Below are 20178 nucleotides of genomic sequence, written 5' to 3'. Positions count from 1 at the left end.
TGCCAATGGCAACCGGAACGCGCAAGCCGGAGCGAGAAGTCAGCAGAGGTCGTAGTAGGTGCTGGTATGGCCGGCGAGGCTAAAGACTGGTGCTGAAGGACCGAAGGAATGGGAGCTGGAATCTGCTCGACCATTCGATTGGGAATGCTTCAGATGCCCGGTAACGGGGCTCGTTAACTGGAGGCCAAGGTGAAGCCGACGCTTCCTCCGACAGCGAAGAACCCGATTGACCGGGTTGAACAAAGATGAGAGCAGGCATTGTGCGCCGGGTATGGCACCATGACCTCAACTGTTCCAACCGCCCGGTGCGGACCCGCATGCCGGGTGGTGTGGGAGGGGTCGGCCGTCATTGGCCGCCCCTATCCCGATTTTGGCGGTTCGAATGCGGCGCTATCCAATGAGTCGTCGCGTTATTTGCTCGTCGTACGCGCCACTGGCGCCTACGACTTCCGGCGCAGGCCGGAACCCAAGTTCTTTCGCATGTCGCTACGCATCCGCGAAGCGATCTCGATAAGCAACGGAATTGGGTCCCGGCCTTCGCCGGGACGACGTTGATGAAGCTTGTGGATGAATCAGGGAACTGTAACTTTGGTAGCGCCGCGTGCCTTCGCTTCGTCCCGCGTCATCGCGGGCAGCCGATCGAACCACGGCTGCGCCTCCTCGAGCTGATGCGCCAGCTGCAGCAGCGTGTCCTCCCTCCCGAACGGCGCCACGAACTGCACCCCCAGCGGCAAGCCATCCGCGGTCCAGTGCAAGGGCACCGACATCGACGGCGTCCCCGTCAGGTTCGACAGCTGGGTGAAGGGCACATAACGCAGGTTGTCGCGCGCGATCTGTTCGACGGTGCTGTCGAGCAGCTCGAGCCGCGCCAGCAGGCCGAGCATGCCGGTACGCTGCAGAAAGCCCAGCAGCGCCTGCTGCGCCGCAGGCAAATCGCCGGTGCCGTGCTTCACCGGCGGATGCGCCAGCGTCGGCGTGAGCAGCAGGTCGTAGCGCTGGTGGAAGCGTCCCAATGCCCGCGCAAAGGTGTTCCACTGTGCCAGCTGCGTCGCCAGCGCTGGCGCCTTGAGCGCGCCGCCCAGCGTCAGCAACAGGCGGGTCATCAGCTCCGGCTCGCCGCCGCCGGCGCCGAGCGCCTTCATGCGCGCCACCAGCGACGGCACTTGCCCGAAATAGATGTGCAGGTAACTCGTCGCCAGGGCCGCGCCGTCGATCTCCGGCGCCGCTTCCTCCACGTCGTGTCCCAGGCCGCGCAGCAGCGTGGCCGCATGGTTCACCGCCGCCACCGCTTCCGGATGCACCTCGGTGCCGATCGGCGAGGCGCTGGTGAACCCGATGCGCAGCCTGCCAGGCGCGCGCCGCATCAGTTCCGCGTAGGGCGCGGAAGGCGGGGCGATGATGAACGGGTCGCCCGGCTCGGCGCCCTGCAGCACGTCGAGCGCCAGCGCGGAATCGCGCACGCTGCGCGAGAGCACGCCTTCGCTCGATGCGCCGAACCAGACTTCGCCCACGTCGGGGCCGGCGGAGACGCGCCCGCGCGAAGGCCGCAGCCCGAACAGGCCGCAGCAGGCGGCCGGGATGCGGATCGAGCCGCCGCCGTCGTTCCCGGCCGCCATCGGCACGATGCCGCTGGCCACGGCCGCCGCCGCGCCGCCGCTCGAGCCGCCCGGCGTGTGCGCCAGGTTCCACGGGTTGCTGGTCCGGCCGAAGAGTTCAGGATCGGTCACGCCCTTCAGGGCGAACTCCGGCAGGTTGGTCTTGCCGAAGACGACCAGGCCGGCGCCAAGATAGCGCCGCACCACGGCGGCGTGCTCCCTGGGTACGTGCGCCCCCGTGGCGCGGCTGGCATTGGTGGTAGGCAGGCCGGCATAGTCCTGCAGCGTATCCTTGAGCAGGAAGGGCACGCCGGCGAAAGGCCCGCGCAGGGGGCCTTGCAGCTGGTGGCGTGCCTCGTTCTCCATCAGCCGCACCACCGCGTTGACGCGGCCATGGACCTGATGGTGGCGCGCCAGCGCCAGCTCGAGCAGTCGGTGCGGCGTCACCTCGCCTTGCGCGACGAGGGCGGCGAGAGAGGTGGCGTCATGGCGGGAATAGTCGTCGAAATCCATGGGCGAGCCGGTTGTTGGACATGCATCCCATGAAATGCGCTGCGCCCGCGCTTGTCAAGGAAAAGCCTGCTCAGCGCCGTTTTTCAAGCAGCTCGAATAAGGCCATGCCCGCCACCATCGCGCCCACGAACAGCAGCGGCTCCAGGCCGCCCCAGCTGAGCGACACCAGTGCCGGGCCGGGGCAGTAGCCGGCCAGACCCCAGCCGGCGCCGAACACCAGGCTGCCGAGCACCAGCCGGCGGTCGATGCGCCCCTTGGCACGCAGGTGCAGCGGGGCGCCGTCCAGCGTGCGTCCGCGCCGCGCAAGCCAGGCGAAGGCCGGCGCCGCCACCAGCAGGGCGCCGCCCATCACGAACAGCAGCGAAGGATCCCAGTTGCCGCCCAGGTCGAGGAAGGCAAGCACCTTGGACGGGTTGGCCAGTCCCGACAGCAGCAGTCCGATGCCGAACACGAAGCCGGCCAGGAGGGCATAGGCGATCGTCATGCGGCCCCCAGCACGTGGCGCAGCAGCCAGACGGTGATGAATCCGGTGCCCATGAAGGCGGCGGTGGCGGCGATCGAGCGCGGCGAGCGGCGCGACAGGCCGCAGATGCCGTGGCCGCTGGTGCAGCCGGAGCCGTAGCGGGTACCGACGCCGACCAGCAGGCCGGCCAGCAGCAGCACGGGCACCCCGACAGCGACCCGGACCTCGGGCAGCGGCACGAACAGCGCATACGCGAAGGGCGCGCCGACCAGGCCCGCCAGGAAGGCGAGGCGCCAGCCGGTCTCGCCGCGTGCCGGGCGCAGCAGGCCGCCGACGATGCCGCTGATGCCGGCGATGCGGCCCGCCAGCAGGGCGAAGAGGGCGATGCCGGTACCGATCAGGAGACCGCCCGCCAGCGACATCCAGGGCGTGAAATTGGCCATGTCAATGTGCATCGCGTGGCTCCTCGTCGCTTGGACAGTAGAGGGAATACAGGAGTTGCAGCACGGCGAGGGCTTTGGCGCTCGCAATGCGGTAGAACACCTGCTTGCCGGCGCGGCGGGTCGCCACCAGGCCTTCCTCGCGCAGGACCGTCAGTTGCTGCGACAGGGTCGGCTGGCGGATCCCGGTCAGGGCTTCGAGCTGGCCGACCGAGCGTTCTTCCTGCGTCATCTGGCACAGCAGCAGGAGCCGGTCGCGGTTCGACAGGGCCTTGAGCAGCTGGCTGGCTTCGCCCGCCGCGGCTTCGAGCGCGGGCAGGTCGACGGGACTGTTCACAATGTTTACCTCACAGCGACATCAATATATGAAATTATATATTGATGTCGCTACCCTTGCACGGGTTCAGCGGAACTTCTTTTTGTTCGCGGTGTAGGTGCGCGTGTAGAAATCCGGCGGCTTCTTCGCCACCCAGTCGACGAAGGCGCGGATGTCTTCGTGTCCACGCAGCGCTTCCCAGGTGTGATAAGTCTGCAGCAGTTCGCGTTCCGTGAAGGCCGAATGGATCTTGCGGTGGCAGATTTTATGGATGGGGAACTGTTCCTTGCCCTTGAAGGTCTTGGGGATCAGGTGATGGCGGTCGATGTTCACCGTACCGAGCACGCGGCCGCACAGGGGGCAGTGCGCATCGGCGACTGGGGCTGCTTCGATCGGTTCTGGCCGGCGTTTAGGCATGCCGCATAAATGGCGACGCCAGCGCCCACTTGCAAGATGCCGCTCAAATCCGTCAATCGTGCGCTGTATTTGTAAAATATAGTAGAATCAATGCTTACCTTTTTGCAAGATCGTGTCGTATCAACGAGCCCGCCGCAATGATTGACGATCGTCCCGAATGCTCCGTACTCCTCATCGACGATGAGCCTTTTGCGCAAGACATCATTGCGCATGGACTGCAGGGATGTATCAGCCACACCCTGTGCTACGAGTCGAGCCCGGCGCGGGCGGTCGAGGTGGCGCGCGAGGTGCGTGCCACGGTCGTGCTGGTCGACCTGCGCATGCCGGACCTGGATGGCTTCGATGTCACCGCCAGCCTGCGCGCCCATCCCGATACCGAAGACCTTCCCGTCATCGTCCTGTCTTCCGAAGACGACCCCGAGATCAAGGCGCGCGCCTTCGCCGTGGGCGCCAACGACTACATGGTCAAGTGGCCCGACCCGCGCGAGCTGGTGGCGCGCGTGCGCTACCACAGCGGCGCCTGCATCGCGCGGCGCCAGCGCGATGCCGCCTTTGCCTCGCTGCGCGTGAGCCAGGAACAGCTGGCCGCCAGCCAGTCGGCGCTGCACCAGGCCCAGAAGATGGAAGCCATCGGCCAGCTCACCGGCGGCGTGGCCCACGATTTCAACAACGTCCTGCAGATCATCGGTGGCAACCTGCAGCTGCTCAAGCTGGTGGGCAACCTGAACGACAACGCCAGGGCGCGTGTCGACATGGCCCTGGGCGGGGTCGAGCGCGGCGCCAAGCTGGCCGCGCACCTGCTGGCCTTCGCGCGGCGCCAGCCGCTGCAGTCGGTGGTGGTCGATCCCGGCCACCTGCTGCGCGAAATGGACGACATGATGCGCCGCGTGCTGGGGCCGAGCGCGCGCGTCGTCACCGACATCGAGCCGGGCCTGGGCAGCACCATGGTCGACCCGAACCAGCTCAACAACGTGCTGCTGAACCTGGCCATCAATGCGCGCGACGCCATGGCCGGCAGCGGCACCCTGACTATCCGCGCCTGCAACATCAAGCCGGATGACGAGCGTCCCCCCGAGGTCCCGCAGGGCAGTTTCATCATGATCGAGGTGGCCGATACCGGCAAGGGCATGCCGCAGGAGATCCTGCTGCGCGCCTTCGAGCCCTTCTTCACCACCAAGCCGACCGGGCAGGGCACCGGCCTGGGCCTGTCGATGGCTTATGGCTTCGTCAAGCAGTCGGGCGGCGAGCTGGTGCTGCGCAGCGAAGTGGGACGGGGCACCAGCGTGCGCATCTACCTGCCGCGCAGCGACGCCGCGCCCACGGCCATCGAGCCCGTGCACAGCGCGCCGCTGGCGGGCGGGCTGGAGACGATCCTGGTGGTCGAGGACGAGCTTGACGTACGCAGCTCGACCTGCGGCATCCTGTCGGCGCTGGGTTACGAGGTGCTGGAGGCGGAAGACGCAGAAAGCGCGCTCGGGATCATCGACAGCGGCCGCCACGTCGACCTGGTGTTTACCGACGTGATCATGCCGGGCCCGGTCAGCAGCCTGCAGCTGGGCGAGATCGTGCGCCGCCGCCTGCCGCATGCACAGGTGCTGTACACCTCCGGCTATGCGGAAGGCGTGCTCGCGCACGAGGGCAAGCTGGACGCGTCGGTGCACCTGCTGCAGAAGCCCTACCATCCGGATGCGCTGAGCGCGCGCATCCGCCACCTGCTGCGCCGCGCGAAGCGCGGCCAGAGGGCCGGCGTGTCACCCCCGGAGCCGGCGGCGCAGAATCACTTGGGCTTGACGTAGCGGCGCGAGCCTGGCGGCGGTTCGTTCAGGACCGCCCAGAAGATGCCCAGGTCGGCGATGGCGCGCACGAACTCGGTGAAGTCCACCGGCTTGACCACGTAGGCGTTCACGCCCAGCTCGTAGCTGCGCACCACGTCCTGTTCCTCCTTCGACGAGGTCAGCATCACGACCGGGATGCTCTTGAGCAGCTCGGTCTCGCGGATTTCCTTCAGCACTTCCAGACCATCCACCTTGGGCAGCTTCAGGTCGAGCAGGATGACGGCCGGGTTGCCGACGACGCGCTCGGCGAACTCGCCGCGGCGGTTGAGGTAGTCGAGCGCCTCTGCGCCGTCACGCACGATGACCACCTCGTTGGCCAGTTGGCTCTTCGACAGGGCGATGAGGGTCAGTTCGAGGTCGTGCGGATTGTCTTCGACGAGGAGGATAGGCTTGAGCATCGTGTGCCTCAGTTGGATGGATGTTTCGGGATACTGAAGGAGAAGGTCGCGCCTTCTCCCTGCACGGAGCTTGCCCAGACCCGGCCATTGTGGCGTTCGACGATGCGGCGCACGTTGGCCAGGCCGATGCCGGTGCCCTGGAAGTCTTCCATGCGGTGCAGGCGCTGGAACACGCCGAACAGCTTGTGGACGTATTCCATGTTGAAGCCGGCGCCGTTGTCGGCCACGTGGAAGACGATGAAGTCGCCGTCTTCCTCGGAGCTGATGGTGATGACCGCCGGGTCGCGCTGGCCGGTGAACTTCACCGCGTTCGACAGCAGGTTGAACACCGCCAGGTGCAGGAAGGTCGGGTCGGCCAACACCGTGGGCAGCGGCTCGATGTGCCAGTCGACGTTGCGGCCCTGCATTTCCATGCCGAGCTTGTCGATGCAGGCCGACACCAGGTCGTTCATGTCCACCGTGGTCGGGCGCAGGGCCGCGCGGCCCATCTGCGAGAACGACAGCAGGTCGTCCACCAGCTTGCCGGCCAAGCGGGCCGATTCCTTGATGTTCTTCAGGAAGCGCTGGCGCCGCTCCGGGTCTTCCGACCCGGCCGATTCGATCAGGAGGTCGGAGAATCCGACGATGTGGCGCAAGGGCGCGCGCAAATCGTGCGAGACCGAATACGAGAAGGCTTCCAGCTCCTTGTTGGCGCGCCCGAGTTCCTCGGCCAGTTCGGCCATCTGCTCGGCGCGCTCGAGCGCGATGCCCAGCAGGGCGCTGCGGAATTCGATCGTCAGCTCGATCTCGGCGCCATGCCAGGGCAGGCTGCGGCCGTGGATGGTCTCGCGCCAGGCATCGAAGCTCAGGCGCGGCGTGAGCTGGCTCGGGTCGTCGGGCGAAGCCTGCTTGCCGCGCGGGTTGCCGGCCCACTCGATGGTCTGCACCACCTCCGGACGGAACCACAGCAGGTAATGCTGGTGGATGCGCGAGATCGGCAGGGCCAGCAGGCCGCTGGCATTGCGCACCATGTCTTCACCCGGAGGATAGACCTCTTTCAGGTGATCGGTGTGGAACACCTCGGTGTGCCCGTGCAGGGACAGCCAGTCGGCCAGCGCGCGGATCTGCGGCTCGCTTGGGGTGTCGCCATAGGTCAGCACGCGGTCGTCCACCACGATGGCGACCCCGCCGGCGCGCCCGAAGCGCAGCAGCTCGGGGAACACGCCGCTCATGTTTTGCAGGAAGTCGGCGCCCTTGGTCAGATGGCCCAGCATCTCGACCATGATGCGGCGCACGTCGAGGCGGAACTGCAGTTCGGCCGCGTCCTCGCGCGACTCGATGACCAGTGCCAGGATCTGTCCCAGCTGCTCGCAGGCGGTGCGTTTCTCGACCGAGACCGGACGGGGCTCGGCGTTGTGGCAGGAGATCAGGCCCCACAGCTTGCCCTTGACGATGAGCGACACCGACATCGAGGCCAGCGTGCCCATGTTGCGCATGTACTGCAGGTGCACCGGCGAGACGCTGCGCAGCGAGGCGAAGGACAGGTCGTTGCGCGCCCCGGTCGCCGGATTCAGGCCGGGCACCAGCGGCGCCGGCACGTAGTTGGCGTCCTGGATCACGCGGATCGGCGACAGCGTGTACAGGGCGCGCGCCTGGGCCGGCACGTCGCTGGCCGGGAAATGCTGCCCCAGGTAGGAGTCGTAGCCGTCTTCCTTCGATTCGGCCAGCACCCGGCCGTGGCCGTCGGTGTCGAACTGGTACACCATCACCCGGCCGTAGCCGGTCACTTCGCGCACCCGGCGCGCCGCCAGTTCGGACATGTCGGGGATCGACGCCGGCTGGTTGATCTTGACGAGGAAGTCGCCGATCAAGGGGTACAGGTGGCGGAAGTCGGCGGCGCGGCGGCGCTCGACCCCTTCGAATTCGAGGATCAGCAGGCTGTCCCAGGCATGGACGAGGACGTCGAAGTGGGCGCCGTTGCCGGCCGTGATCGTGCCGATATAGGCGGGGCGCGACGCTACCTGGTTGGCCGCGATCTCGGCGCCGATGCGCGCCGCGGCCGTCTCGCCCACGACCTCGGCAAGCGGCCGGCCGACGGCTTCCTGTGCCGGCATGCCGATCCAGCTTTCGAGGTTGCTGCTTGCCTGCTGCACCACGGGCGCCGCCGACGACAGCGTCAGCATGAAGCCGTGCGGCTGGATGCTGCCGGGCGTGCGGATCGGTTCGTCCGCACAGCGGCTGAGGTCGAGGGTGTCGGTGGGTGCCTGGGTCATGTCAAACGAGAGGCCTGCTGAACATACAACTCGGTATTGTAACGTCAAATCCGGCAGATCAAGCGGAGGGTGCACAATTTCCAATGTTAATCATGTCTATACAAGTCAAAACCGAGTCAAGCGCGCGGCAAGTATTGTTGAGTATCGGTATGATAGGATTTTTGGCGCACCTGACATAGCAAGGCCACCGGTCATGAATACGCACCACCCCGCCAAACCACCCCTTACCAACGAACAACGGTTCCAGTACCTCATTGCCGGAATCAGCGATTATGCGATCTACATGCTCGACCCGTCGGGCCACATCGCCAGCTGGAACACCGGCGCGCAGCGCTTCAAGGGCTACCAGCCGCACGAGATCCTGCGCGAGCACTTTTCGCGCTTCTATACGCCTGAAGACCGCGAGGACGGCCTGCCGGCGCGCGCGCTGGCGCACGCCCTGGAACACGGCAAGTACGAGGCCGAAGGCTGGCGCGTGCGCAAGGACGGCACCCGTTTCTGGGCCCACGTCGTCATCGACCCGATCCACGACGAAGAGCGCAACCTGCTGGGCTATGCCAAGATCACCCGCGACGTTACCCAGCGCAAGCTGGCCGAGGACGCGCTGCGCGAGAGCGAGCAGCGCTTCCGCCTGCTGGTGCAGGGCGTCACCGACTATGCGATCTACATGCTCTCGCCCGAAGGCCTGGTAACCAACTGGAACGTCGGCGCCGAACGCATCAAGGGCTATAGCCTGGAGGAGATCCTCGGCAGCCACTTCTCGCGCTTCTACACCGATGAAGACCGCGCGGGCGGCATGCCGCAGCGCGCGCTCGGCACCGCCGCGCGCGAGGGCCGCTACGAGGCCGAAGGCTGGCGCCTGCGCAAGGACGGCACCCGCTTTTGGGCCCACGTCATCATCGACGCCATCCACGACGACGACGGCAAGATCCTGGGCTTCGCCAAGATCACGCGCGACCTCACCGAGAAGAAGCGCACCGAGGAAGCGCTGGAGCAGGCCCAGCTTGCCCTGTTCCAGTCGCAGAAAATGGAATCGATCGGCCAGCTCACCGGCGGCGTGGCGCACGACTTCAACAACCTGCTGTCGGTCCTGGCCAGCGGCCTCGAGGTGCTGAGCATGAACCGCCAGGGCAGCGGCGACGCCAAGACCCTGGACAGCATGCGCCGCGCGATCGACCGCGGCGCCACGCTCACCCAGCAGCTGCTCGCCTTTGCGCGCCAGCAGCCGCTGCAGCCGGAAACGCGCAGCATCAACCGCCTGATCTCCGGCTTCGAGTCGGTGCTGCGCCGCGCCGGCCATTCCGGCATCGAGTTCGAATTCAACCTCGACCCCCAGGCGGGCAGCGCGGTGGTGGACGCGGCCCGTTTCGAATCGGCCCTGCTCAACCTGGTCGTGAATGCGCGCGACGCCATGCCAGACGGCGGCAAGCTGGCGCTGGACACCGCCGCGGTCACGCTGCAGGAAGGCGAGGTGCCGGGGCTGGCGCCGGGGCCTTACGTGTGCACCTCGGTAACCGACACCGGCACCGGCATGGCGCCCGAGACGGCGCAGCGCGCCTTCGAACCCTTCTTCACGACCAAGGAGACCGGCAAGGGCACGGGCCTGGGCCTGTCGCAGGTGTACGGTTTCATCAAGCAGTCGGGCGGCGAGGTGGTCATCCAGAGCACGCTCGGAGAGGGCACCACGATCGCCATCTACCTGCCGGTCGTGAACTCGCAGGATGGCGAGCTGTCGCGCGGCGGCTCGGAGACGGTCCTGATCGTCGAGGACGAACCGGACCTGCTGGACGTCGCCTCGGCGCTGTTCATGAGCATGGGCTACGAGGTCACCACCGCGGCCAGCGGCCAGGAAGCCATGAACGTGCTGGCCAGCCGCGACGTGGACATCCTGTTCACCGACATCGTCATGCCGGACGGCGTCAACGGCATCGAGCTGGCCGAGTACACGCGCGAGAACTACCCGGGCATCAAGGTGATGCTGGCTTCTGGGTATCCGCAGCCGGCGCTCAAGCTGGACCAGTACCGGCTGGGAGACTTCACCTTCGTGAGCAAGCCGTACCGGTTGTCGGATTTGGCGCGGGGGCTGCGCAGCGTGCACTGAGCGCCGCCATGTACTGCCGGCGGCTACAGCGTGAAGATGATGTCGCTGATCCGCTCATACAGCGGATTGGCCGACGGCCCCGGATTCGGCCAGTCCAGGATGTCGAAGTGGTCATACCCCTTGTAGGTGCCGAGGAAGTTCCAGGTTCCCTTGACCGACCTGCCGTCGTAGTTCCGCACCGGATGCCCGCTTGGCGAGCGCATGCTGGCCGTGTTCACCACCCCGTCGTTGGGAAACCACTCGCTGTCGATCGCTACCCGCCCGGCGCCCCCCTGGGTATAGCCGCCCAGGCCGTTCTGCAGCACCGAGGGCACGATCCATTCCCCCGCCATGGCCTTGAAGGCCGGGATCATGTCGAGCCGCGGGTATTGGTAGAGCGTCGTCTGGATCGGCGCGATCACGCGGTCGGTCTCGTTGCAGCACCAGCTGCCGGCTTCGGTCGCCTGCGTGCCCACCGAGTAGTAATAGATGTGCGGCGAGGTGCGCGCCCACAGGTTGAATTCGCGCGCACCGTCCGGCGACAGCTCCCAGTTCGCCCAGCGGTGCTTGAGCAGGTCGCCGAGCGGTGACTGCAGGGGCGGCACCACGTTCAGCACGGCGTCGGCGAAGGTGGTGCCGTTGTGGGGTGTCGAGATGGTCGTGACGCTGCGTATCCAGCCGACCTTGCCGCCCTTGAACAGTTCGTGGCCGCCTTCGTCGTCGGGCGAGCCGTGTTCCAACAGTTCGATCAGGGCGCGGATGGTCGTGCCGCCCTGGCTGTGGCCGATCAGGTGGACCGGATGCTCCGCATCCCAGGCCGGGTAGAGCGCGAGCGGGTAAGCCTCCGGGTTGTTCTTCGGGTCGGCGGCCCAGCACTTGCCGGCGGGTTTTTGCTGCTGGCCCGGCAAACCGTACTTGCGCACGTGCGCGGCGCCGTAGTCGACGCAGCCGCCCTTGATCTGCGCGTACAGGTCGGCCGCGCGGTCCCAGTTGGAGCTGATCGGTCCGACCACGGCCGCGAACACGATGCGCGGGCCGCGGTAGACCTGCATGTGCGAGGCGATGTCGCCGTAGCCGCCCCAGTAGTTGAAACCGCTGTGCTCGAAGGTGTCCGGGCCGAAGCCGAGGAAGCCGTGGACCAGGACCACGGGGTGGTTGTTATCGGCGCTGGCCGGCACGCTGGTGCACAGCGCGGCCAGCGCCAGCAGGGCGTGGATCATGCGAAACATGCAATTCTCCGAAATGGCGTCAGGGCCATTGTCGGAGCTGCGGGCGAGGCGCGGTTTGCGCTGGGTCGGAATCTTGGCGGCTGTCAGATTTTACGCACAGAAATAGTGCGTCCAACGCTTGACAGCCGTCCGCCCCACGAAAACCTAGTTGGTGGCCTTGTTCGAGCCGATCGAGGTCGTCGGCGCCGACGCAGTCGGATCCACCGCCGGCTTCGGCACATCGATCACCGAAGCCGTGACCGAGGTCTTCTCTGCCTGGTCGAGGTCGCCGGTCCAGACCACGTAGTCGTCGACCGAGTACAGGCGGCACGGCTCCTTGCTCTTGGCGGTGCAGGTGGCCAGTGCGCGGCCGTCCGGATCTTCGCCTTCCTCGGCCCAGGTCCAGGCGCCGCTCGGCGAGACCGCGAAGGCGCGCGGGGTCATCTTGCTCAGGTATTCCTGGTAGGCGCGGCGGCCGTTCTCGGACAGGAAGGGCACGGCCTCGACATCGTCCACCTGGGCATAGTCGGTACGCGCCGGGCTCGGCGGCGGCGGCACGTCGTGGATCACCTCCGTCGGCATGCCGACCTGGGCCAGGAAGCGCATGGTGTCGTCCAGCCATACCTTTTCGCCGTCGCGGCTGGCCAGCATGCCGTGCGAATCGCGCTTGAAGGCCGGGAACTCGACCAGGCGGCCGCGGCCGCCGGCCTGTTCGAACGCGGCGTGCATGCGCTGGGCCAGCTCGGGGCCGAACAGCGAGTCGTTCTGGCCATACATCCACAGGGTCGGCAGCCTGGTCTTGGCGCCGTACTCGGAGAAAGCGGTCACCAGCGCCGAGCGCCAGGCGCAGCGGTCGCTGTCGTCGCGCAGGCCGCCGGCGAAGTTGATCAGGCCGCGCACGCCCGGCAGCTCCTTGGTGCCGAGGGCGATGGTCGCCAGGCCGCCATAGGACTGGCCGGCGATCACGATGCGCTTGGCGTCGATCCACTTCTGCTGGCGCGCGTAGGCGAGGGTGGCGGCGATGTCTTCCGCCTGGGCGTAGCCGTTGGCGGTCATGTCGCAGCCGAAGTCGCGGTAGCGGCCGGTCGAATTGGCGAAGCCCTGGCGCATCGGCACCATCACGGCGTAGCCGCGCTTCACGAAGGCGGAAGCCATGTGATAGAAGCGGTCGCGCGGCTGCAGGTTCGGGCGGCCCGGATCCTTGCCGTGGTTGATGATGATGAGCGGGAAGGGGCCCGGACCGTTCGGCTGGAACACGGTGGTCTCGAGCATCGCGCGGCCCTGCGGGCCGGCAGGCACCTGCTCGATGTGCTCGTTCATGCGATGATCAAGTTGCAACTCCTGCTGCACGGCGATCCCGGGGATCATGGCGGCGGCAGCCAGGGCGGCTGCCAGGAAGTTGCGGAGCGTGAAGCGTGGAACCATGGTGACTCTGTCTCGACTGCGTACCGGGTGAAACAAACACGGAAGAATTTCCGCATGGCATAAATTGATTCTAGGTACGTAGAAAAGGCAGAGCAATACTCAATGTGGCAATTCCGAAGGTAAATTTTTGTGGCGTGACAAAGTGATCACGCGTTCCTTATCTTTATTGCGCCAATCACGCCGTCGAGCACCGTCCGACGCGGTTTTAGGTGAACGGTTATCATGCGAACCTGGCAACGGAGGTGAGGGATGATCGGATGAGCAAGTACGCGCCGCGCGAGTGGGCGCCCGACGAGAAGCCGATGCTGCCCGGCTCTCCGTCCACGCCCGCCCATCCGACACCGCTGCGTTTCGCCTACCTCTTCGTCGGCATCCTGATCACCATCACGGGCGGCCTCGGCAATGCGCTGGTGGCCGTCAACCTGGTCAACCTGCAGGGCGCGCTGGGCGCCTATTCCACCGAGACCGCCTGGCTGCCGGCCGTCTTCGTGATGGCCAATGCGTCCATGAACCTGCTGCTGGTGAAATTCCGTCAGCAGTTCGGGCTGCGCCTGTTCACCGAATTCTTCCTGGTGCTGTACGCGCTGGTGACCTTCGCCCACCTGTTCGTCAACGACCTCGGCTCGGCCATCGCGGTGCGCGCCGCCCACGGCATGCTGGCGGCCGCGGTGTCGCCGCTCGGCCTGTACTACGTGCTGCAGGCATTCAAGAAGGAGTGGCGCCTGCGCGGCGTGGCGCTGGCCCTCGGCTGCGCCCAGCTGGCGCTGCCGCTGGCCTACATCTTTTCCAACGACCTGCTGCAGATCGCCGAGTGGCGCGGCCTGTACATGTTCGAGCTGGGCCTGGCCATCGTCTCGCTCGGCGCGGTGCTGATGCTCAAGCTGCCCCCGGGCGACCGCTTCCAGGCCTTTCGCCCGATGGACTTCGTCACCTTCGCACTGTTCGCGCCCGGCATGGCGCTGCTGTGCGCGGCGGTGAGCTTCGGCCGGGTGCGCTGGTGGTTCGAAGCGCCCTGGATCGGCGTCGCGCTGGCGGTCTCGATCGTCCTGCTGGCGGCGGCAATCTGCGTGGAGCACAACCGCGCCAATCCCCTGCTGAACATCCGCTTCTTCACCAATGCGAACATCCTGCGCCTGGCGCTGTCGATGATCCTGGTGCGCATCGTGCTGTCCGAGCAGAGCGTCGGCGCGGTCGGCTTCCTGCGCCTGGTGGGCCTGGACAACGACCAGCTGCAGACCCTGTTCGCCATCGTGCTGTGCGCGACCATCGCCGGCGTGGTGGTCTCGGCGCTGACCATCAACGTGCAGCACCTGATGGCGCCGCAGGTGATTTCGCTCCTGATCATGGCGCTCGGCGCCTGGCTGGACGCCCATGCCACCAACCAGACCCGCCCGGAGCAGATGTACCTGAGCCAGAGCCTGCTCGCCTTCGGCGGGACGCTGTTCCTGGGGCCGCTGGTGATTTCCCTGATCGGCACCGTGATCGCCAATCCGGCCAACCTGATCAGCTTCTCGGTGCTGTTCGGCCTCACGCAGAACCTGGGCGGCCTGCTCGGTTCCGCCATCGTCGGCACCTTCCAGGTGCTGCGCGAGAAGTACCATTCCTCGATCATCGCCGAGCACCTCAGCAGCCTCGATCCGCTGGTGGCCGGCCGCATCCAGTCCGGCGCCGCCGCCGTCGGCCAGCTGGTGGCCGACCCGGCCGCGCGCACGCGCCAGGGCGTCGCCTCGCTGGCGGCCAGCGCCACGCGCGAAGCCAACATCCTGGCCTACAACGACGTGTTCCTCGTCCTTTCCATCCTGGCCGCCACGGCCGCCGTGTGGATCTTCCTGCACGCGGTCTGGCTGCATTATTTCCCCGCCCCGCAACCCGTGCCGGCAGTGCGGCCGCCCGGGGCGCCCCCGCCACCCGAACCCGTGACAGACTGATATGCCCGAACCATCCACAAACCCTGCCAAGACACGCTCGCGCCGCATCCTGCTGAGCGCACTCGCCTTCGCCGCCATCGCCCTGGCCGGCGTGCTGATCGTGCTCTACGCCTGGCAGCTGCCGCCTTTCCGCACCACGCTGCAAAGCACCGAGAACGCATTGGTACGCGGGCAGGTGACCATCATCAGCCCGCAGCTGAGCGGCTATGTGGTGGAAGTGCTGGTGCAGGACTTCCAGCCGGTGCGCAAGGGCGAACTCCTGATGCGCATCGATGACCGCATCCCGACCCAGCGGCTGGAGCAGGCGCGCGCCGAACTGGCGACACGCCGCGCCGCGCTCGAGAATTACGCGCAGAGCAATCGCAGCGCGCAGGCGACGATCGCGCAGAACCAGGCGACGCTGGCATCGAGCGAAGCACAGGCGCGCCGCGCCGAGGCCGACCTGCGCCGGGTGGAGGAACTGGCGGCCGACGGTTCGCTGTCGGCGCGCGAGCGCGATGCCGCACGCTCCACCCGCGCCCAGGCGGTCGCCGCGCGCGACCAGGCCCGGGCGGCGCTCGAGATCGCGCGCCAGAACCTGCGTTCGGTGGGCGTGAGCCGCGCATCGCTCGAGGCCGCGGTGGCGAATGCCGAAGCCGCGGTGCGGCTGGCCGAGATCGACCTGTCCAACACGCGCATCCTGGCGCCGCGCGACGGCCAGCTGGGGCAGGTGACGGTGCGACAGGGCGCTTTTGTCAACGCCGGCGCCCAGCTTACCGCGCTGGTGCCGAACACGCTCTGGATCATCGCCAACATGAAGGAAACGCAAATGGCCAACGTGCGCCTGGGCCAGCCGGTGCGCTTCACGGTGGACGCGCTCGACAACGCCAGCTTGCGCGGCCACGTGGAACGGATCTCCCCGGCGACCGGCTCGGAGTTCTCGGTGATCGCGCCGGACAATGCGACCGGCAACTTCGTCAAGATCGCGCAGCGCATTCCGGTGCGGATCAGCATCGATCCGAACCAGCCGCTGGCGCAGCGCCTGCGGCCCGGCATGTCGGTGGTGGCGACGATCGACACCGCGCAAGCGAACAAGGAAGCGCGATGAAGAGGGCGGCCTTGCTCGTGGCGCCGCTGGTGCTGGCCGGCTGTGCGATGGCGCCGCAGCCGGCGCCCGCGCCGACCCTGCAGGTGCCGGTTGCCTGGCGCACGGCGCCCGCCGCTGACGCAGCGGTCACGCGCGACTGGTGGAAGCATTTCGGCGACCCGCAGCTGGACGCGCTGGTGCGGCGCGCCCTCGACAGCAACGGCGACCTGCGCATCGCCCGCGCGCGCCTGCAGGAATATGCGGCGCGCGTGCGCATTGCCGGCAGCGCACAGCAGCCGTCTTTGAATGTCTCGTTTGCGCCGACGCGTGCGCGCGCCATCGGGCCGCTGGGGCAGCCGGTGGAAGTCACTTCTCTTGTAGGGGCCGTGCAGGCGGCCTATGAACTCGACCTGTTCGGGCGCCTGGCCAGTACTACGGAGGCGGCGCGCTTCGACGCCCTGTCGCAGGAAGCGGCCCTGGAAGCGGCTGCCCTGTCGGTGGCCGCGAATACCGCTTCCGGCTACCTCAATTTGCTCGGGCTGGACGCGCAGCTGGCGTTGGCGCGGCAGACACTGGCCTCGCGCGAGCGTTCGTTCGCGCTGGCGCGGCACCAGTTCGAAGTCGGCTACAGCTCGCGCCTGGAGATGTCGCAGGCCGAGGCCGAGCTGCACGCCACCGCCGGCGTGGTGCCGCAGCTGGAACGCGCGATCGCGCAACAGGAGCAGGCGCTGAACCTGCTGGCAGGCGGCAGCCCCGGGCCGGTGGCACGCGGCGTGCCGCTGCTTTCCCTGCGCATGCCCCTGCCGGCCCCCGGCCTGCCGTCCGAGCTGCTGCGGCGCCGGCCCGACATCGCCCAGGCCGAGCGCGCGGTGGCTGCAAGCGACGCCAGCCTGGCGGCGGCGCGCGACCAGCTGCTGCCCTCGATCCGGCTGACCGCATCCGCCGGGCTGGAGGGCGCCAGCGTGGCGCGCCTGCTGCGCTCCCCGGTCGAGCTGTGGAGCATCGGCGGCAGCGTGCTGGCGCCCCTGTTCGATGCGGGCCGCCTGCGCGCCCAGGCCGAGATCGCGGGAACGGTGCGCGACCGCGCCATCTACGCCTACGAGAACGTGGTGCGCGGGGCCTTTGCCGAGACCGAGAACGCGCTGGCCGGCATCGACGGCCTGCGGCGCCAGCTGACCGAGGCCGAAGCGCGACGGACGGCGGCGAATGAGGTGCTGCGGGTGGCGCACAACCGCTATGCCAACGGCTATGCGTCCTACCTCGAAGAGCTGGATGCCCAGCGCAATGCCTTCGGCGCCGAGAACACCGTGCTGCAGCTGCGCGCCAGCCTGCTCGCGGCCCACGTCGACCTGTACCGCGCGCTGGGCGGCGGCTGGAGTCCTGTCCAATGAGCGCGCCATGAGCGAGGTATCCGTGAAGCGTGCGCGCTGCGCCACCTGCCTGCGCGCGCAATCAGCCTGCATCTGCCGCTGGATCACCCGCGTCGAGCCGCGTGCGGCGCTGCTGGTGCTGCAGCATCCGCTCGAAGTGGCCAACGCCAAGAATAGCGCGCGCCTGCTGCACCTGAGCGTGGCCGGAAGCAGGCTGGCGGTGGGCGAGCAATTCGACAGCGCCGAACTGGACGCGCTGCTGCACGCGGATGGCCGCGTGCCGGTGCTGCTGTACCCGGACACGCCGGGCGACGCCAACCTGCCGGCGCCGCCGCCTTTCGAGGCGATGGCGCCGCAGCGCCTGCGCCTGGTGGTGCTCGACGCCACCTGGCGCAAGAGCCGCAAGATGCTGTACCTGAACCCGGCCCTGCAAGCCTTGCCGCGCCTGGCGCTGGTCGATGTCGCCCCGTCGAACTACCGGATCCGCAAGGCGCATGCGCCGCACCAGCTGTCGTCGCTGGAAGCGGCCGCGCTGGCGCTGGCCCAGCTGGAAGAGGACGATGCCGCCTTCCAGCCCTTGTTCGACGCATTCGACGGCTTCGTGCAGCAGCAGGCCGCCTATGTGCCGCCTGGTGCGCCGGACTTGAAATCCGGCTGAGGGAGGCGTACCATACTGTATAAATATACAGTATGGAGCCGACGTGCCCGACCGCAAGCAACCCAGCCAGCGCCAGCCCGTGGACGTGCAGCCCATGCTCGGCCCGCGTCCGCTTGCGGCGCGCAAGGGGCGGGGCGCGGTATCGAACCTGCAGGGGCGATACGAAGTCAATGGCCGCGAAGAGTTCGACGACGGCTGGGAGCGCGAGGAGGACCAAGCCGCCGGCATCAAGACGGTCGTCACCGACGAGCACGCCAAGAGCATCCTCTCGCGCAATGCTTCACCCGACATACCCTTTAACGTCTCGCTGAATCCGTATCGCGGCTGCGAGCACGTTAACGTTGAATAGATGTTGTGTGTCTAGTCTGGTGTTCTGTTGTGATCTGTGAGAGGATAGCTCTCTTGACACACAGCAACCTCACGACATATGGCACGTAGCCCTTTCACAAAGAAGTCTTCTTCAAAGCAGTCCCCTCGTCAGGGACAGCCACGTCCGAAGTTGTCAAATGATACTGAAAGTCTTCAAGCAAGGGCGGCTCGGCGACGTCGTTTCGATATTAGCCACATTACGTTTGAAGTAAATAATCGAGCGAGCAACGGCAAGTTCCAGCGCTCGTTGAGTTATTTGGCAGAAAAATTTGAACATCACCAGACTTTGCTGAAACAGCTTTTGTTCGGAGCTGAAATATATTATGCAAAGCGTCATGTTACGTATCAGACCCAACAAAATGCTTATTACGGAATTGAAGATTTCGTTAAGTTTCTCAACTCGGAAAAAGGTCCAGAGCAAAAAAAAATTTCCACCGTTGCGGACATCGATTTTCAAACGACTCGAAATTTTTCCGCGTATTTGCTGGAGCGCTTTTCAGGAAGAACTTCAAATCGAAAGATTTACTCCAGCCTTAAGCATGCTGTCTCGGCATTGCAAGAAAAATATAAGGACGAACCATCAATCGGGAAAAAGATTGAATGGTCTCTCACACCTAGAACTAGTGACACTCCGTCAGAAAGTTACTCGGATCAGATTTTTAACCGATTGTTGGAAGCCTCGTTCACGGATATAAAGTACGTGATGAAACTTATGACGGACTATCAGAAATTGATTTCCGATTCTAGTTTCGATCTCCCTTCCAAGCTAAAAATTACGAAAGATGGTATTGTTAATCGCAACACGCGAGAACAATCAAATTCCATAATTTTACTTGCTGGTAAGAAAACGTTTCCAGGTTGGCCTCTTTACACGTCCTTTGATGAGGCTAGTCAAATCACATCCAATGAATGGATGAAGTCGTTACCTGTTAAAGACGTCAAGCGCCAAGTTTCGCGTGCGATAGCGAGTATGCGAGTTCAGTGCGTGAATTCGGACATCTCCAAAAAAAATCAAGTGGCGACAGATTTCGAGGTTGGAAAAATCGCATATATTGCGCATGATTTTTTCACTACGCAGACCCTATATCCTTTTATCTTATTTGTTCAACTGAATACTGGTTGGAACCAGGAAACTGTTCTCTCGCTGACTGACGACTTTGAGACGCATGTGGCAGAAGACTTAGTGGATCCTGATCAGTATGTACTGATCTATGGTACGAAGAACAGAACCGAAACCGCTCAAGCGCATCGCAGCAATAAGGTTCATCCTTATTCTGTATATAACGTTCTTCGTTTCGTTAGTGAACGTGTTCGTGCACATAAGGAATCTCCGCATTTCAGGACAGGATTTCTTTGGCAAGTCGTTATACAAAAGAATTTGTGGAATAAGTACGGAAGCCTCATCACAGAGATCGATGCAAAAAATTGTGGCGCGGCATCGCGCGTATTTTTAAGCCGTCATTCTATTACTTTGGATGGGGACGCAAAGAGTCCTGCAATCGAATCACGTCGTTTGAGAACGACGTGGGAAACGAAAAGAAAAGAGCAAGGTCTGAGTATAGGTGAGATTTCTCCAATGATGGGTATAGTGGACCCCGAATTTGAGACGGTGGTTTAAGCTGTCGTCCGCGAAAGGATTACAGCGAATGAGTGAAGGTAAAAAGCGCAGGGTGCACAGCGCCGAGTTCAAGGCCAAGGTGGGGTTGGAAGCGGTGCGCGGGGTGAAGACGGTGACGGAGATCGCGCAGGAATACGGTGTGCATCCGGTGCTGGTGGGCCAGTGGAAGAAGGAGATTCTGGAGAACGCCGGCGCCCTGTTCGACGTCAAGCGTGGGCCGAAGCCGG

At 65.4% G+C, this 20178-nt stretch carries 17 protein-coding genes and 1 pseudogene; 9 read left to right on the top strand and 9 right to left on the bottom strand.

The window, feature by feature from the left end; genetic code table 11:
• Window positions 1-572: 572 nt before the first annotated feature.
• The 5 genes from YWC_RS30980 to YWC_RS0125930 form a co-directional block, all read right to left on the bottom strand.
• Window positions 573-2108, bottom strand: a complete 1536-nt coding sequence (locus YWC_RS30980; RefSeq protein WP_051306772.1) for an amidase — start codon at window positions 2106-2108, stop codon at window positions 573-575.
• A gap of 70 nt (window positions 2109-2178) precedes the next feature.
• Window positions 2179-2592 carry a DUF6691 family protein gene (locus YWC_RS0125945; RefSeq protein WP_027867969.1) on the bottom strand — a complete coding sequence of 138 codons (414 nt, stop codon included), beginning with the start codon at window positions 2590-2592 and terminating at the stop codon, window positions 2179-2181.
• Window positions 2589-3026 (bottom strand): YeeE/YedE family protein, encoded by a 438-nt coding sequence (locus YWC_RS0125940; protein ID WP_027867968.1) that lies wholly within the window; start codon window positions 3024-3026, stop codon window positions 2589-2591. Before YWC_RS0125940 ends, YWC_RS0125945 begins: the two co-directional genes overlap by 4 nt.
• A complete protein-coding gene (locus YWC_RS0125935) occupies window positions 3016-3348 on the bottom strand; it encodes an ArsR/SmtB family transcription factor (protein ID WP_027867967.1) in 333 nt (110 codons plus the stop codon). Before YWC_RS0125935 ends, YWC_RS0125940 begins: the two co-directional genes overlap by 11 nt.
• A gap of 66 nt (window positions 3349-3414) precedes the next feature.
• Window positions 3415-3744 (bottom strand): HNH endonuclease, encoded by a 330-nt coding sequence (locus YWC_RS0125930; protein ID WP_027867966.1) that lies wholly within the window; start codon window positions 3742-3744, stop codon window positions 3415-3417.
• Window positions 3745-3881: 137 nt separating this feature from the next.
• Here YWC_RS0125930 and YWC_RS0125925 point away from each other — a divergent pair, with 137 nt between their 5' ends.
• On the top strand, window positions 3882-5540 hold the full coding sequence (locus YWC_RS0125925) for a response regulator (RefSeq protein WP_027867965.1): 1659 nt from the start codon (window positions 3882-3884) through the stop codon (window positions 5538-5540).
• On the opposite strand, the gene YWC_RS0125920 is transcribed toward YWC_RS0125925, so the two are convergent.
• A complete protein-coding gene (locus YWC_RS0125920) occupies window positions 5522-5977 on the bottom strand; it encodes a response regulator (protein WP_027867964.1) in 456 nt (151 codons plus the stop codon). The genes YWC_RS0125925 and YWC_RS0125920 overlap by 19 nt on opposite strands.
• A gap of 8 nt (window positions 5978-5985) precedes the next feature.
• On the bottom strand, window positions 5986-8229 hold the full coding sequence (locus YWC_RS0125915; RefSeq protein ID WP_027867963.1) for an ATP-binding protein: 2244 nt from the start codon (window positions 8227-8229) through the stop codon (window positions 5986-5988).
• A gap of 193 nt (window positions 8230-8422) precedes the next feature.
• Here YWC_RS0125915 and YWC_RS0125910 point away from each other — a divergent pair, with 193 nt between their 5' ends.
• Window positions 8423-10330, top strand: a complete 1908-nt coding sequence (locus YWC_RS0125910) for a hybrid sensor histidine kinase/response regulator (protein WP_036216171.1) — start codon at window positions 8423-8425, stop codon at window positions 10328-10330.
• Window positions 10331-10353: 23 nt separating this feature from the next.
• On the opposite strand, the gene YWC_RS0125905 is transcribed toward YWC_RS0125910, so the two are convergent.
• Both YWC_RS0125905 and YWC_RS0125900 read right to left on the bottom strand, forming a co-directional pair.
• Window positions 10354-11538, bottom strand: coding sequence for an esterase/lipase family protein (locus YWC_RS0125905; RefSeq protein WP_027867961.1), 1185 nt, complete (start codon window positions 11536-11538; stop codon window positions 10354-10356).
• A gap of 144 nt (window positions 11539-11682) precedes the next feature.
• Complete coding sequence (locus YWC_RS0125900; RefSeq protein WP_027867960.1) at window positions 11683-12942, bottom strand: dienelactone hydrolase family protein; 1260 nt, start codon at window positions 12940-12942, stop codon at window positions 11683-11685.
• Window positions 12943-13199: 257 nt separating this feature from the next.
• Between YWC_RS0125900 and YWC_RS0125895 the strand changes: the two genes are divergently transcribed.
• The 7 genes and pseudogenes from YWC_RS0125895 to YWC_RS0125860 form a co-directional block, all read left to right on the top strand.
• Entirely contained in the window at window positions 13200-14870 is a 1671-nt protein-coding gene (locus YWC_RS0125895) for an MFS transporter (protein WP_027867959.1), read from the top strand.
• Between the two features lies 1 nt (window position 14871).
• Window positions 14872-15957, top strand: a complete 1086-nt coding sequence (locus tag YWC_RS30975; RefSeq protein ID WP_036216168.1) for an HlyD family secretion protein — start codon at window positions 14872-14874, stop codon at window positions 15955-15957.
• The gene (locus tag YWC_RS0125885; RefSeq protein ID WP_027867958.1) at window positions 15954-17327 is read left to right on the top strand and encodes an efflux transporter outer membrane subunit; all 1374 of its coding nucleotides are present in this window, start codon (window positions 15954-15956) and stop codon (window positions 17325-17327) included. The genes YWC_RS30975 and YWC_RS0125885 overlap by 4 nt, the downstream gene beginning before the upstream one ends.
• Before the next feature lie 7 nt (window positions 17328-17334).
• The gene (locus YWC_RS0125880; protein WP_027867957.1) at window positions 17335-17964 is read left to right on the top strand and encodes a tRNA-uridine aminocarboxypropyltransferase; all 630 of its coding nucleotides are present in this window, start codon (window positions 17335-17337) and stop codon (window positions 17962-17964) included.
• Between the two features lie 94 nt (window positions 17965-18058).
• A pseudogene (locus YWC_RS30970) lies at window positions 18059-18298 on the top strand (PA0069 family radical SAM protein); the annotation flags it as partial.
• Window positions 18299-18391: 93 nt separating this feature from the next.
• Window positions 18392-19951 carry a hypothetical protein gene (locus tag YWC_RS33170; RefSeq protein WP_156923905.1) on the top strand — a complete coding sequence of 520 codons (1560 nt, stop codon included), beginning with the start codon at window positions 18392-18394 and terminating at the stop codon, window positions 19949-19951.
• 28 nt (window positions 19952-19979) lie between these two features.
• Window positions 19980-20178: IS3 family transposase (locus tag YWC_RS0125860; protein WP_027867955.1), on the top strand; the 199-nt coding region annotated here is incomplete at its 3' end.

It is taken from the genome of Massilia alkalitolerans DSM 17462 (assembly GCF_000427785.1).
GTDB classification, from domain to species: domain Bacteria; phylum Pseudomonadota; class Gammaproteobacteria; order Burkholderiales; family Burkholderiaceae_D; genus Telluria; species Telluria alkalitolerans.
The sequence above is the reverse complement of the archived record's forward strand: the minus strand, read 5'-3'. Positions and strand labels throughout refer to the sequence as shown.

What these genes read in the sequence shown, in the direction of transcription:
- YWC_RS0125930 (WP_027867966.1), bottom strand. Translation starts at nt 3,744, where the DNA reads ATGCCTAAACGCCGGCCAGAACCGATCGAAGCAGCCCCAGTCGCCGAT.
- YWC_RS0125925 (WP_027867965.1), top strand. Translation starts at nt 3,882, where the DNA reads ATGATTGACGATCGTCCCGAATGCTCCGTACTCCTCATCGACGATGAG.
- YWC_RS0125940 (WP_027867968.1), bottom strand. Translation starts at nt 3,026, where the DNA reads ATGCACATTGACATGGCCAATTTCACGCCCTGGATGTCGCTGGCGGGC.
- YWC_RS0125920 (WP_027867964.1), bottom strand. Translation starts at nt 5,977, where the DNA reads ATGCTCAAGCCTATCCTCCTCGTCGAAGACAATCCGCACGACCTCGAA.
- YWC_RS33170 (WP_156923905.1), top strand. Translation starts at nt 18,392, where the DNA reads ATGGCACGTAGCCCTTTCACAAAGAAGTCTTCTTCAAAGCAGTCCCCT.
- YWC_RS0125945 (WP_027867969.1), bottom strand. Translation starts at nt 2,592, where the DNA reads ATGACGATCGCCTATGCCCTCCTGGCCGGCTTCGTGTTCGGCATCGGA.
- YWC_RS0125910 (WP_036216171.1), top strand. Translation starts at nt 8,423, where the DNA reads ATGAATACGCACCACCCCGCCAAACCACCCCTTACCAACGAACAACGG.
- YWC_RS0125880 (WP_027867957.1), top strand. Translation starts at nt 17,335, where the DNA reads ATGAGCGAGGTATCCGTGAAGCGTGCGCGCTGCGCCACCTGCCTGCGC.
- YWC_RS0125895 (WP_027867959.1), top strand. Translation starts at nt 13,200, where the DNA reads ATGAGCAAGTACGCGCCGCGCGAGTGGGCGCCCGACGAGAAGCCGATG.
- YWC_RS0125915 (WP_027867963.1), bottom strand. Translation starts at nt 8,229, where the DNA reads ATGACCCAGGCACCCACCGACACCCTCGACCTCAGCCGCTGTGCGGAC.
- YWC_RS30980 (WP_051306772.1), bottom strand. Translation starts at nt 2,108, where the DNA reads ATGGATTTCGACGACTATTCCCGCCATGACGCCACCTCTCTCGCCGCC.
- YWC_RS0125885 (WP_027867958.1), top strand. Translation starts at nt 15,954, where the DNA reads ATGAAGAGGGCGGCCTTGCTCGTGGCGCCGCTGGTGCTGGCCGGCTGT.
- YWC_RS30975 (WP_036216168.1), top strand. Translation starts at nt 14,872, where the DNA reads ATGCCCGAACCATCCACAAACCCTGCCAAGACACGCTCGCGCCGCATC.
- YWC_RS0125905 (WP_027867961.1), bottom strand. Translation starts at nt 11,538, where the DNA reads ATGTTTCGCATGATCCACGCCCTGCTGGCGCTGGCCGCGCTGTGCACC.
- YWC_RS0125900 (WP_027867960.1), bottom strand. Translation starts at nt 12,942, where the DNA reads ATGGTTCCACGCTTCACGCTCCGCAACTTCCTGGCAGCCGCCCTGGCT.